The organism is Allobosea sp. CRIB-10 (assembly GCF_900112185.1).
GTDB lineage: Bacteria > Pseudomonadota > Alphaproteobacteria > Rhizobiales > Beijerinckiaceae > Allobosea.
In genome coordinates this window covers 103,474-115,936 of record NZ_FOKP01000011.1, presented here as the reverse complement: position 1 = coordinate 115,936, position 12,463 = coordinate 103,474, and the positions used below count along the sequence as shown (strand labels likewise).

16 protein-coding genes are annotated in these 12,463 nt (G+C 66.6%); 6 read left to right on the top strand and 10 right to left on the bottom strand.

What is annotated here, in order from left to right; all coding sequences use genetic code 11:
• Positions 1–52 precede the first annotated feature (52 nt).
• Positions 53–247, bottom strand: coding sequence for a hypothetical protein (locus BMZ69_RS15560; protein ID WP_092158126.1), 195 nt, complete (start codon positions 245–247; stop codon positions 53–55).
• A gap of 10 nt (positions 248–257) precedes the next feature.
• Positions 258–497 (bottom strand): hypothetical protein, encoded by a 240-nt coding sequence (locus BMZ69_RS15555; protein ID WP_092158124.1) that lies wholly within the window; start codon positions 495–497, stop codon positions 258–260.
• Positions 498–964: 467 nt separating this feature from the next.
• Here BMZ69_RS15555 and BMZ69_RS15550 point away from each other — a divergent pair, with 467 nt between their 5' ends.
• Positions 965–1,666: a hypothetical protein gene (locus BMZ69_RS15550; protein ID WP_139219061.1), complete on the top strand. Its 702-nt coding sequence runs from the start codon at positions 965–967 to the stop codon at positions 1,664–1,666.
• A gap of 3 nt (positions 1,667–1,669) precedes the next feature.
• Here the strand turns inward: BMZ69_RS15550 and BMZ69_RS15545 are convergent, their stop codons facing one another.
• The gene (locus BMZ69_RS15545) at positions 1,670–1,885 is read right to left on the bottom strand and encodes a hypothetical protein (protein WP_092158120.1); all 216 of its coding nucleotides are present in this window, start codon (positions 1,883–1,885) and stop codon (positions 1,670–1,672) included.
• A gap of 121 nt (positions 1,886–2,006) precedes the next feature.
• Here BMZ69_RS15545 and BMZ69_RS15540 point away from each other — a divergent pair, with 121 nt between their 5' ends.
• The gene (locus tag BMZ69_RS15540; RefSeq protein WP_092158118.1) at positions 2,007–2,393 is read left to right on the top strand and encodes a SpoIIAA family protein; all 387 of its coding nucleotides are present in this window, start codon (positions 2,007–2,009) and stop codon (positions 2,391–2,393) included.
• A gap of 3 nt (positions 2,394–2,396) precedes the next feature.
• On the opposite strand, the gene BMZ69_RS15535 is transcribed toward BMZ69_RS15540, so the two are convergent.
• The gene (locus BMZ69_RS15535) at positions 2,397–2,828 is read right to left on the bottom strand and encodes a DUF2267 domain-containing protein (protein ID WP_092158116.1); all 432 of its coding nucleotides are present in this window, start codon (positions 2,826–2,828) and stop codon (positions 2,397–2,399) included.
• A 126-nt stretch (positions 2,829–2,954) separates the two neighbouring features.
• Here BMZ69_RS15535 and BMZ69_RS15530 point away from each other — a divergent pair, with 126 nt between their 5' ends.
• Complete coding sequence (locus tag BMZ69_RS15530; RefSeq protein WP_092158114.1) at positions 2,955–3,236, top strand: hypothetical protein; 282 nt, start codon at positions 2,955–2,957, stop codon at positions 3,234–3,236.
• Positions 3,237–3,495: 259 nt separating this feature from the next.
• Here the strand turns inward: BMZ69_RS15530 and BMZ69_RS15525 are convergent, their stop codons facing one another.
• The 3 genes from BMZ69_RS15525 to BMZ69_RS15515 all read right to left on the bottom strand — a co-directional run bounded on the left by BMZ69_RS15525 (position 3,496) and on the right by BMZ69_RS15515 (position 7,127).
• Entirely contained in the window at positions 3,496–4,755 is a 1,260-nt protein-coding gene (locus tag BMZ69_RS15525) for an allantoate amidohydrolase (protein ID WP_092158112.1), read from the bottom strand.
• Between the two features lie 69 nt (positions 4,756–4,824).
• Positions 4,825–5,571 (bottom strand): SDR family NAD(P)-dependent oxidoreductase, encoded by a 747-nt coding sequence (locus BMZ69_RS15520; protein ID WP_092158110.1) that lies wholly within the window; start codon positions 5,569–5,571, stop codon positions 4,825–4,827.
• Between the two features lie 101 nt (positions 5,572–5,672).
• A complete protein-coding gene (locus BMZ69_RS15515) occupies positions 5,673–7,127 on the bottom strand; it encodes an undecaprenyl-phosphate glucose phosphotransferase (protein WP_175506820.1) in 1,455 nt (484 codons plus the stop codon).
• Positions 7,128–7,424: 297 nt separating this feature from the next.
• Between BMZ69_RS15515 and BMZ69_RS15510 the strand changes: the two genes are divergently transcribed.
• Positions 7,425–8,303, top strand: coding sequence for a WecB/TagA/CpsF family glycosyltransferase (locus BMZ69_RS15510; RefSeq protein ID WP_244543383.1), 879 nt, complete (start codon positions 7,425–7,427; stop codon positions 8,301–8,303).
• Positions 8,304–8,309: 6 nt separating this feature from the next.
• Here BMZ69_RS15510 and BMZ69_RS15505 read toward each other — a convergent pair whose 3' ends face one another.
• Positions 8,310–9,404, bottom strand: coding sequence for an AbrB family transcriptional regulator (locus BMZ69_RS15505; RefSeq protein WP_092158106.1), 1,095 nt, complete (start codon positions 9,402–9,404; stop codon positions 8,310–8,312).
• Positions 9,405–9,662: 258 nt separating this feature from the next.
• Here BMZ69_RS15505 and BMZ69_RS15500 point away from each other — a divergent pair, with 258 nt between their 5' ends.
• Positions 9,663–10,757, top strand: a complete 1,095-nt coding sequence (locus BMZ69_RS15500) for a DMT family transporter (RefSeq protein WP_092158104.1) — start codon at positions 9,663–9,665, stop codon at positions 10,755–10,757.
• Positions 10,758–10,774: 17 nt separating this feature from the next.
• Positions 10,775–11,710, top strand: a complete 936-nt coding sequence (locus BMZ69_RS15495; protein WP_092158102.1) for an acetamidase/formamidase family protein — start codon at positions 10,775–10,777, stop codon at positions 11,708–11,710.
• 6 nt (positions 11,711–11,716) lie between these two features.
• Here BMZ69_RS15495 and BMZ69_RS15490 read toward each other — a convergent pair whose 3' ends face one another.
• Both BMZ69_RS15490 and BMZ69_RS15485 read right to left on the bottom strand, forming a co-directional pair.
• Entirely contained in the window at positions 11,717–12,169 is a 453-nt protein-coding gene (locus BMZ69_RS15490; protein ID WP_092158100.1) for a PIN domain-containing protein, read from the bottom strand.
• Entirely contained in the window at positions 12,169–12,414 is a 246-nt protein-coding gene (locus tag BMZ69_RS15485) for a type II toxin-antitoxin system Phd/YefM family antitoxin (protein ID WP_091835302.1), read from the bottom strand. The genes BMZ69_RS15490 and BMZ69_RS15485 overlap by 1 nt, the downstream gene beginning before the upstream one ends.
• Between the last annotated feature and the right edge of the window lie 49 nt (positions 12,415–12,463).

Sequence of the window (12,463 nt, the reverse complement as noted above, 5' to 3'; positions counted from 1 at the left end):
GAGCGCCTCGACGCGAAAGGCGCCGGGCTTCACGGGGGCGTTCATCATGACCTCAGAAATGCGTGTGGCACGACCAGTGCGCATTGCCCAATTGCTCGAGCGTGACCTCGCGGATCGAGCGGCGGCGCTCCTCGGCGCCGAGTTCGGTGAGAGAGCGCTCCAGCCAGCGCGGCTCGCTCAGTTCGGCGGGCACGGCCCGCTCGAACCAGGCGGCGAAGGCTGCGCGCAAGGCGTCGAGGAGCATCATCGGTCGCTCCTCAGGCGGCCAGCCGCAGGCCGGGACGCGAGCGGACCAGCTGACGCGCTGCCAGTTCGGCCGCGACCGGCGTCGCGAAGCGCTGGCCTTCGAGCCGGTCGAACGCCGCCGAGGCGGAGATGAAGGTGTAGAAGCGCTCATCGGCGCTGCGGGCGACGAGGCCCGCCTGGGTCTCGCCGACCTCGATGACATAAGCCTGGCGGGCCGGCGGACTGGAAACGACCTGGGACTGGAACGACATGACGATCTTCGCCGCGTTGCGGCGCCCTCTATGTGGTGATGTCGGAATTGATGCCGATAAACGGCGTCAGCGCTGGATCAGCGGCGACAACAGCACATCATCGAACGGGCGAGCGGTTCGACAGGGCGGAGAGCGGAGCCGGTCATGTTCATCTCCTCAAGCTGGGGAGCCCACGACCACGTCGTGGCGCTTTAGCGTTTGGTGACGCGGCGCAAGCTGCTCGCTCAAATCTCCGCGGCCATCGGTTACCCGACGACACCCGCAATCTAGGAACCCCCGTTCTGCATGTCAATCCAAACGTTCTTTTAAAGGTACGCGCCGATCGGGAAGAGCCTTTCGCCGAAGGCGCGTAGAAGGAAATTTTCTTTTCCGGCGCAGCCCATTCCTCCCCGGCGTAGAACAACATGCCATTCTGGTTTCGCGAGGCCGACCTGCTATCGTCCGAACCGACTCACGGCGGGGATGGGATGAGCGACAGCGCCAGCATTGTGGACGGGCGGATGACGACGGCGGGCAGCACGTTCGTCCAGGACGCCGGCAAGTCGCTCGCCCTCATCGCCGATGGGCTCGTTGTCGTCGCCGGTCGCGAATGGCGTGACGGCGCGCAGCACGATGCCACCAGGATCGAAGGTCATGCCCGGCCGGATGGCATGAGTCTCGCCCGGATCGGCCAGCCCGAGCCGGCGCAGGATCTGTCCCTGACGATCCGCTCCTTTCCCGGCGAGAGCGCGCCGCTGCTGCGGCTCAGCCTGCCCGCCGGGGCTCAGGGCGATCTCGATGATCGCCTCGCCGCCGAGTTGTTCCTGCCGCAACCGCTATTCGCCGGGCTCCGGCAGGACATCGCCGAAGGTCGCGCCGGCAGCCTCTCATTTGCCACGACCACCAATCTTTGGCTGCGCGAGGGCGCCGGCGACGAGGAGCCGCCGGTGTTCCATCTCGCGCCGGAGGCCGATGGCCGCCCGCGCCAGGCGCATGGACGCGTACAGAGCATCAGTTGGCGCCCACCGGAACCGGCTGCCGACCCGCATTACGGTGCGGCCGGACAGCCGGATCAGGAGGCCGAAGAGCCGGAAGACCCTGTCGCCGAGCAGCTCCGGCGGATCAACTGGAGCCTGAAGCAGGTCCTGATCATCCTGGTCTTCCTGATGCTGATCATCGCATTGAAATAGGCCTCAGTCGCCCGGTGAACGCCGGTTCGCCTGCGTCTCGTAGACCTGCTCGTTCCCGATCCATTTGCCGTCGAGGCCGCGGCCGCGGTTGAGTTGTGTCTTGTCGCGATTGGAGAGCACCTTGTGATCGGGCAGCGAGACCGGTCGCGAGCTCGTCGCGCCGGTGCCGTCTCCCTTGCCGTTGATGCTCGGACCGAGCTTCCCGCCAGCATTGGCCATCATCGTCTCCTTTGCGTGCGTTGAGCCCCCATGCATTGCCAACGCCTCCGCCCGGCGATGGTTCGCCTGCGAACTTCGCCCGCAGGCCTGCGTTGTCTCCGGTGCAGACCAGGAGGCGCCCATGCTCGACATCCTTCCCGCCGCCGACCATGTCGCGGCCTTCCGCATCACCGGCACGCTCGACGAGCCGGATTTCGACAGGCTGATCGCCGAGATCGAGGCCAAGCTCGAACGCCATGAGAAGCTCGGCATCCTCGCCGACCTCAGCGGCTTCGAGGACATGACCTTCCGCGCCGGCCTCAAGGACGCGCGCTACGGCTTCGGTAAGATCCTGCAATGGCACCGCTTTCCGCGCGAGGCTGTCGTCACCGACAAGGGCTGGATCGAGACGCTGGTGGCGATCGCCAGCCCGCTCGTGCCCTTCGTCGAGGTCAGAAGCTTCAAGCCGGATGCCTTCGACGCGGCGCTCGCCTGGGCCAGCGAGATCGAGGGCGGACCGAACGCCTGACCTTCAGGTTTCAGCAGGCAAAGCCCAGAACGCCCGCGCTGCCGGCGGCAAGGTGTCGAGCATGCGCGCGAAGGCGCGGCGATCCACATGCCGCCAGAGCGCGGCGGCGACATCCTCGATCGCGCTCTCCGGCAGAAAGCTGTGCTCGATGCGAAATCCCATCGCCTCGCGCGCCAATTCCGCCCGCGGTGCGAAGGCCAGCGGCTCCTGCGCCGGGTCCCATTCGTAGAGGAACATCGCGCCGAGGAGCGGCGGCAGCGCCTGTGCGAAGGCGACCGCCTGCGGCACCGACAGGCGCGCCCGGAAGGTGACGAAGACGCCGAGCACCGAGTACCAGGTCTGATGGGTGGTCGCGTGGCTCAGGGTCTCGCGGGCATCGAGCAGGAAGCGTTCCAGATCACGCGAGGCGTGGACGAAGTCGGGCGGCAGGGGCATCCCGGCATCATAACCTCGCAGGCCCGCGGCGGAAACCGGGCGAAGATGAACGCCAGCGAACTACACCGTTCACGCGGAGTTCTGGACAGACACGCATTTATCGCGGCAACCAAAAGGAGATGCCCTATGCGACAGCTTCTCATCGCCGCGGCGATCGCGCTCGGCGCCGCCATGACCCCGGCCGCCGCCAGCGAAGCCTTCAGCGGCGCTGCCACGCTCGACAAGGTCGAGGCCAGCTATGCCCGCCACGGCCGCGAGTACCGGATGTGGGAGATTCGGCGCCAGCACCGCTGGGAGCGCCGCCATCGCTATCGCGACGACTACGGCTATCGCCATCACCGCGGCGGCCCGCCGCCCTGGGCCCCGGCCCATGGCGGCCGCCATCACGACCGTTACGACCGCTGGTAGAAGCGGCCGCCGCGCCCTTCGCCTCCCTGTCCCCCAAAGGGCGAAGGGCGCGGGAGTTTTCAAGGCACAAGCCGTGCTCGGCAGGATGAGGCACTGACCGGCGCCTTATCCCGGAATTGCCGGGTCCGCGCTTGAGCATTTCCGTGTTTCTCCGAATCACGGAAATGCTCAAGGCCTTTGTTTTATCGCATTTTCTTCACGCGAACCGGTATCCACTTCGCTCGAAAATGCTCTCGGTTTCGCCGCGAATGACGCGCTCTCAGCCCTCGCGCCGCGCCAGTTCCAGGATCGTCTCGATCAGCACGCGGATGGCGATACCGGCGTCGAGCTCGGTCATGTTCTCCAGCGGCGAATGGCTGATGCCCTTCTCGCAGCGCACGAACAGCATGGCGGACGGGCAAAGTCGCGCCATCGCCATGGCGTCATGGCCAGCCCCGGAGGGCAGACGGCGCGCCGAGAGATTGGATCCGGTCCGGGCGATGCCGGCGGCGAGCGCCTCCTGCAACTCCGCCGCCATCGGCGTCGCATCCTCGCGCGAATAGGGCGTGATCGTCAGCCCGACGCCACGCCGTTTGGCGATCTCGCCGAAGCGCTGCTGGATCTCGCGTTCCATGGCGGCGACGGTGTCGCCCGACGGGGCCCGATAATCGATGGTGAAATCGGCCGCGCCGGGCACGACATTGGTGGCGCCGGGATCGGGCCGGAAGACGCCGACCGTGCCGACCGCCTGGTCATGGCTGCCGGCGATCGCCTCCAGCGCCAGCGCCATCTCGGCGGCGGCGGTCAGCGCATCCTTGCGCAATTTCATCGGGACGGTGCCGGCGTGACCGGCCTCGCCGGTGACGTGCACGGCAGCGCGGCTCTGGGCGTTGATCGCGGTGACGATGCCGACCGCCTCGCCCTCGACCTCGAGCACCGGGCCCTGCTCGATATGGACTTCGAGATAGGCCTTGACCGAGCCCGGCTTGCGGGCGAGGCCCGCGATCCCCGCCGGATCGCCGCCGAAGGCGACGAGCGCATCGCGCAGCACGACGCCGTCGGCGTCGCGCGAGTTGAGCCAGGCCGGGTCGTAATGGCCGATCAGGGCCGAGGAGGTCGAGAGCGAGGTCGGGAAGCGCACCGTCTCCTCGTCGCCGAAAGCGATGACCTCGAGCGCGAAGGGCAAGGCGATGCCGGCATCGCGGATCGCCTGCGTCGCCAGGATGCCGGCGACGACGCCGAGATTGCCGTCGAAGCGACCGCCATCGCGGACAGTGTCGATATGCGAGCCGATCAGCACCGCCGGCAGACCGGGCGACACACCCTCGCGTCGTCCCTGCACCGAGCCGGCGGCGTCGATGAAGGCTGTCAGCCCCGCGACCTCCATCGCACCCTTGACGTATTCGGCGCCCTGCCGGTGCGATGGCGAGAGATAGAGCCGCGTCAGCTTGCCCGGCTCGTCCGTGAACCGGTTGAGGCCGGCGAGAGCGGCGAAAGCGCGGGCGCCGAGGACGGCGGGCGAAGGCAGGGTCGTTGTCATGAAGTCAATCTAGCGGGCCGGCCACAGCCGTGACCAGCCCGCTTTAGCGTGGCACGGGCGATTTGGCTGTCAGTAGGTCGCCCGCCCGCCCGAGAGGTCGAACACCGCGCCGGTGGTGAAGCTGTTCTCGGCCGAGGCCAGGAAGGCGACCATCGCGGCGACCTCCTCCGGCAGCAGGAAGCGCCCGCGCGGAATCTTGGCCAGCATGTAGCCGATATGCTCTTCGCTCATCTGATCGAAGATGCGGGTGCGGGCGGCGGCCGGGGTGATGCAGTTCACCGCGATGTCCTGCTGCGCCAGTTCCTTGCCGAGCGATTTGGTCAGCGCGATCACCGCCGCCTTCGAGGCCGAATAGGCGGAGGCGTTGGGGTTGCCCTCCTTGCCGGCGATCGAGGCGACAAGCACGAGCCGCCCGTAATTGCGCTTGATCATGCCGGGGATCACCGCCTGGCAGCAATGCAGGGTGCCGTCGACATTGAGGCGCATGATCTTGCCCCATTCGTCGAGCGGGTATTCCCAGGTCTTCAGGTTCGGCCCGGCGATGCCGGCGCTGGTGACGAGGATGTCGACGCTGCCATGGCGCTGCTCCAGCTCGGCGGCGGCAGCGTTCACGGCCTTGGCGTCGGTGACGTCGATCGAAAGTCCGCTCGCGGCCGGGCCGATCGCGGCCGCCGCCTCATTGGCGAGCCTGCCGTCGAGGTCCCAGATCGCGACCTTGGCGCCGCTGGCAGCGAGACGCTCGGCGACGGCCCGGCCGATCCCCTGGGCGCCGCCGGTGACGATCGCGACCCTGCCGTTCAAATCGATTTGATTCATTGAAAGACGCCCCTCCCTGAAGCTGGCCGGCGAACTCTAGCTGAAAGCCATCAACCGGAAAGGCGCGATAGCTTCAAGGGAGGGTTGCGTCAGGTTTCCGCTCAGCGGGCGTTCCTGAACGCCCGAGGGCTGAACGCGGTGCGCAGCAAGATGCCGATATCGAGCCAGAACGACCAGTTGTCGATATACCAGTGGTCATAGGCGATACGGCGGGCCATCTTGTCGTCGGTGTCGGTCTCGCCGCGCAGGCCATTGACCTGGGCCCAGCCGGTGATGCCGGGCTTGACGTTGTGGCGCCTGGCATAGAGCGCGATCTTGCGCTGGAACTCGCGGTCATGGGCGAGCGCATGCGGGCGGGGTCCGACCAGCGACATCTGCCCGGCGATGACGTTGAGCAGCTGCGGCAATTCGTCGAGATTATAGCGCCGCAGGAAGCTGCCGATCCTGGTGATGCGCGGATCGTTGCGCGTCGCCTGCTTGACCACCTCGCCATCGTCGGTCGTCGTCATGGTGCGGAACTTGAAGATGCGGAACGGCTCCTGGTTGAAGCCGTAGCGGCGCTGCAGGAACAGCACCGGCCCGTTAGAATCGAGCTTGATCGCGAGGGCGATCAGCAGGAGCACCGGCAGGCTGGCGATGAGGATCGCGCTGGCGGCGACGATGTCGAAGAGACGCTTGAACAGGATCTGGCCGAAGGACAGCGCGGGGCGCGTCAGCCTGAGCGAGGCGAGCGAACCGATCCGCACGATATGAGGGTTGTCGAAGCGGTCCATGATCCGCTCCGGCGTCAGATGGATCGCGACCGGCAGGTTCATGAAGGCGTCGATGCAGGCATCGATCGTCTCCTGGTCAGACCAGGGCAAAGCGATGAAGACGGCATCCGGCTTGAGATCGCGGGCGCGGGCCGAGGCGGTGGCGAGGTCCGCGGCGAGCGCGGCCTGCGGATCATTGATCCGGCGTGGGTCGTTGCTGCGCAGGAAGGCGACGTCGACGATCGAGAAGCCGATGTTCCAGGGCTGGTGGCGGGCGACGAAGGACATCACCTCGCTCTCGCGCCCGATCAGGAAGACCCGCTCGGAGGTGATCCGGCCGGTCTTCGAGGCCATTGAGATCGTCCGCACGATCGCCGAGCGGGCGAGCGCGATCAGCGGGGCGCCGGCGACATAGGTGGCGAGCACGACCGCGCGCGAATACTGGTCGTTGATCTTGACCATGAAGACGATGGCGACGAAGGCGATCATCGTCAGGTTCCAGACCGTGAAGGCCGAGGCGATCTGGCCCTTGGTCGAGAGATAATTCTCCAGCCGATAGCGGCCGCGCATCAGATTGGTAAAGACGAAGATCGCGGCGATCATCGAGGCGAGCTCGACAGTGATCTTGTCATTGCCGAGATGGCGATAGGCGACGAAGTGATAGGCGATCGAGGTGCCGGCGACCACGGTAGCGACGGTCACCGCATCGACCAGTGCGGTGATCAGTCCGATCCAGTGCCGCAGCGCATTGGCGCGCTGGTCGGCTGCCGTAACGACTTCATAGTTCAGGTCGTTGACGCTCATCATACCGCGCTCGCTTCCAAGACCGTCGGGGGCCGGTCACAGGCGGTTCGGATCGGCACAAGGAGATGCGCCGGCGGCCGCCTCGTCGGTCGAGGTGGCAAGGGCGGTGCCGTGATTGCGGACGGATAAATCTCAAGGAAATGCGCTGGAATCGGCATGATCCGGCAAGATCAGGGCCGAGCATGTCCGAGACATGTCCCATTCCGGAACACATCGCGAAACAAGACGCAGACTGCCGCGACCAGGCCAGCTATCGGATCAGGGAAAGGCGATGTTCATCCTATCAGGGGGTTCAGCTTGACCCTCGCGAGAAACCCAACGAAGACGATGATCTACGCCGTCAGCATGGCGATGCGTGCGCCAGCAGCGATCGAGATGAACGTCGTTCTCTTCAAACCCTCGCAGCGACCGGCGGCCCTGGCCGCCCCTCCCGAACCGCCGCGCCGCGACATCGCCGGCGTGCCGGTCGCGGCAGTGACGCGCGACGAGGCGCTCGCGCTGATCGACCATGCTTTCGACGGTGGCGGGCATCTGCATCTGGCCTATTGCAATGCCAACCTGGTCAACATCGCCGCTGGTGATGCCGGCCTGCGCGAGCGCCTCGCCGGGTTCCTGGTCCTGCCGGACGGAATCGGCGTCGACATCGGCTCGCGCCTGCTCTACGGCGCGCCCTTCCCGGCCAATCTCAACGGCACCGACCTCACGCCGGCCATGCTCGCCACCCGCAAGCGGCCGCTGCGCGTGATGCTGCTCGGCGGCCGGCCGGGCGTCGCCGAGCGCGCGGCGGCACGGCTGCGGGCCGACCATCCGCAGCATAGCTTCTCGGTGCTGAGCCACGGCTATTTCGGATCGCACGAGGAGGCGGCCCTGCTCGCCCGGCTTGCGCATGAGCGGCCCGACCTGCTGCTGGTCGCCTTCGGTAATCCGCGGCAGGAGCAGTGGATCGCCGATCATATCGACGCCCGCCATTGCGCGGTCGCGGCCGGCATCGGCGCACTGTTCGATTTCCTCGCCGGCGAGGTGGCGCGGGCGCCGGAAGCCTTCCGTAGCTTGCGTGTCGAATGGGTCTACCGCCTCTGGCTCGAGCCGCGCCGGCTTTGGCGGCGCTATGTCGTCGGCAACCCGGCCTTCCTCATGCGGGTGCTGCGTCAAAAGCTGGCCAGGCAGAGCGCCTGAGGGCGCTTACGGCTTCTTTCTGCCAACGAAGCCGAAGAGCGGGCCGGCGCCGATCATCACCAGGAAGACCCGGATGATGTGATGGGCCGCGACGAAGGCGACCTCGGTGTGCAGCGCCAGCGCAATCAGGCTCATCTCGGCGAGGCCGCCCGGCGAATAGGCCAGGATCAGCGGCACCGGCTTGTAGCTCGAGACATGCGCCACGGCGAAGGCGAAGACCAGCGTCAGCGCCACCAGGATCACGGTCGAGCCGACGGAGATCAGCAGGATGCGCAGGATCGCCTGCGGCGGCGTGCCGACGAAGCGGCAGCCGATGGTGACGCCGAGGATGAGCTGGGCGACGTTGACGATCTCGTAGGGCGGCACGGAATCGCTGAAGCCGACGAGGTGCACGATCGCCGAGACCAGCATCGGCCCGAGCAATTGCTTCGCCGGCATGCGCAGCGCATGGGCGAGCATCACGCCGGCGATCGCGCTGGCGACCAGCCAGAACCAACCCAAGGCCGGCGTCTGGAACATCGACGGGCCCGGATTGCGGTTGACGCCGAGCGAGACGCCTTCGAGCCATTGCACGATGAAGGGCAGCGTCATCACCACCAGCAGGATGCGAGCTGAGTGGATCAGCGCGATGGTGCGGGCATCGCCGCCCTTCTCCTCGCCGGTGATCACCATCTCGACGAGGCCGCCCGGCATCCCTGAAAAGAAGGCGGTGATACGGTCATAGCCGGCGACGCGGCGGAAATAGGTGACGCAGCACAGGCCGCAGGCGACCATGAACAGCACCAGCCCGCCGATCGTCGGCAGCCAGTTCGGCATCTGGGCGATGATCTCCGGTTTGAAGCCGGAGCCGAGCATCACGCCGATTACCGCCGACATGGGCGGGCGAATCACCGGCGGCGCCGCAACGGGGGAGCGGGCGATTGCGGCCACGGTGCAGAACACCATCGAGCCGAGCATCCAGGGCAATGGCAAGCGGTAATAGGCAAAGAGCCAGCCGCCTACGGTGCCGAGCGCGAGGGCGAACAGAAAACGGCGCCAGGGAAAGCGTCGCGGCGACAATTCGCTGATGCCGTCGATCGCATCCCTCAGCAGATCCCGCATTGCCCCGATCACCTCCCCCGGACGCATGCCTATGGCAGAGCCACGGCGCTGCTATACGCCATTCGCATGGCGATGACAGGGCTTTGTCGGCATGCCGCCCTTGCCATCGCGGCAGAGCGCAGAGACGTGGCGGCAACCGTGACGAGCAACCCTGCCATGTCCGTAAGCCGCTGACGAACGGAAGAAAAATCGGCGACAGTCCAATCCTGCAGGATATCTGATAGGCCGTCGGCATCGTCCGCCCGGCTCGGGGCAGCCATGAGCGAAGACCGCCTTTCGGAAGCGACTGGTCGCGGCAGCGAAAGCCTCGGCCTCGCTGAAGCGCTGCCTGCGCCCGCGAACGAAGACGGCAGTCCAGCAGACCCTCTCGAATCGCTCTCCCCGGAGCGACCGCTGCCGCCGGTCCTGTCCGCTCCGTCTCGGGAGGGTTGGCTCACCGCGCGCCGCAATCGCGCGCGCCTGTGGTGGCGCCGCGCGAGCCCGAATCTGCGCGGCACCGTCTACATGATCACGGCGCTGCTGGTTTATGCGGTGATGGTCGGCGCCTTCAAACATCTGGGCAAGGCGATCCCGTTGGTCGAGACGCTGATGATCCGCCAGATCATCATGAGCGCGGTGGTCTGCATAATCGCTGGCCGCAGCCTGCCATTGGCCTTCAAGACCGACCGGCCCGGCCTGCAGATCTTCCGCGGCCTGACCACGCTGGCCTCGATGCTCTGCGGCTTCAGCGCCCTGCTCTACATCCCGCTCGCCCAGGCGACGGCGATCAGCTTCAGCCAAGTGCTGTTCGTCACCGTCGCAGCGGTGCTGATCCTGAAGGAGCGCGTCGATGCGGCGCGCTGGATCGCGACGATCCTCGGCTTCGCCGGCGTGCTGATCATGCTCAACCCCTCGAGCGAGGGCTTGAACGTCTGGGCGCTGATGGCGGTCGGCGGGGCGCTGTTCGGCGCCGGCATCACCGTTAGCGTGCGTATCCTCGGCACCAGCGAGCGCACCGAGACGATCCTGATCTACCAGGGCCTCGTCCTGATGGTCGTGCTCGCCTGGCCGGCCTTTGCCTTCTGGGTCTGGCCTACGCCTGAGCAATGGTTCTGGCTGGTGCTGCTCAGCCTGTTCGGCACGGCCGGGCAATGGCTGATCACCAAGGCTTATCAGGTCGGCGAGGCCGCCGCCCTGGCGCCGCTCGATTTCAGCCGCCTGATCCTTGCGGCCTTCACCGGCTTCGTTTTCTTCTCGGAGGTGCCGACGCTGACGACGCTGGCCGGCGCCGCCATCGTCATCGGCGCGACGCTCTACACCATGCGCCGCAATGCCCGCGGCCACCCCGGCTCCGACCTCTCCTCTCCACCCTGACGACCAACGGACAGACCATGGCGCATCACCAGCTCGACGCTTCGCTCGCCACCTGCCACTGGGGCTATTTCGACGCCAGTCTGAAGCCGGTGCTGGAGATCGAGAGTGGCGACAGCGTCACCATCCGCACCGTCACCGGTGGCGCCACCCATCAGCCCGAGGGCAACGCGACGATCCCGCCGGAGATCCACGAGATCCATGACAAGGCCGAGCGCATGTTGCCCGGCCACATCCTCACTGGCCCGATCGCGGTGAGGGGGGCCAAACCCGGCCAGGTGCTCGAGGTGCAGATCAGGAGCGTCAGCCCGCGCACCGATTACGGCTACACCATGTTCCGCCCGCTCGGCGGCACGCTGCCGGACGAGTTCGACTATCACGCCTTCCGCTACATCCATCTCGACCGCGAGCGGAACATCGCCAAGCTGCCCTGGGGCATGGAATTGCCGCTCGCGCCGTTCTTCGGGGTAATGGGCACGGCGCCGCCGGCGCATTGGGGCCGGGTGACCTCGCTGATCCCGCGCGCCTTCGGCGGCAATCTCGACAACAAGGAACTCGGCGCCGGCGCGACGCTCTATCTGCCGGTCTTCGTCGAGGGCGCGCTGTTCTCCTGCGGCGACGGCCATGGCGCGCAGGGCGACGGCGAGGTCTGCATCACCGCGATCGAGACGGCATTGGAAGGCACGTTCGAGTTCCATCTGCGCGAGGATCTGTCCCATGCGATGCCGCGGGCGGAGACGAAAGGCCACCACATCACAATGGGCATCGATCCCGATCTCGACATCTGCGCGAAAGATGCGCTGCGGGAGATGATCGACCTGATCACCTCGCGGACGAAACTGACGCGCGACGAGGCCTATATGCTCTGCAGCGTAGCCGCCGATCTGCGCGTCACCCAGACCGTCAACGGCTCCAAGGGCATCCATTGCATGCTGCCGAAGAGCCTGGTGGCGTAGTCCTGGTCAGCCGTGATGCCTCAAGGCATCCGCGAGAAGCGGATGCAGCGGGTCGGCGAAGGGATTGGCGACCGTCACGCCGCGATGGACGAACCCGTCCTGCATGTCTTCGGACAGAAGCAGCGCGCAGCCGGCCTCCGCGGCCGTGACGAGGATGAGCGCATCCCAGAATTGTAGGTTATGGGTGGCCGAAAGGGACAGGGCTTCGGTGAAATCCCTCTCGGTCGCCGCCCGCACATGGGCGCTGAGGCGCAGCCATTCGCAGGCACGAGCCGCCTCCCGCCGGTCGATCCGGAACTTGCCGACAATCGCATGGTAGAATTCGCCGATAACTTGCGTGGGAATGACCGACTGCTCCGGCGGCAAAGCGTCGCGGATTGCATTCGCCTTGGCCGCCCGCTCCTCATCGTTGAAGCGGCCCGCATAGATCAGGACATTCGTGTCGAAGGCGACGAGCATCAGTCGTAGAAGTCGTCGCGCGTCAGCTTCGGAAAATTCTGGACCGGCCGGCTGTTCAGCCAGGTCGTCAGCCTGTCGAACGCCTCGCGCCGCCGCGCCTTTTCGGCGTCGGGCTCCTCAACGCGGGTGATCTGCACCTTCGGCTGGCCGCGCGAGGTCACGACGACGCGCTCGCCGCTCTCGGCGAGCTTCATCAGCTTGGAGAATTCGCGATTGGCCTGCGCAGCCGAAACCGTCTTCACCATGACGGCCCCCCGATGTAGTGATGTCACTACATTTATGGATAGCGCGCGG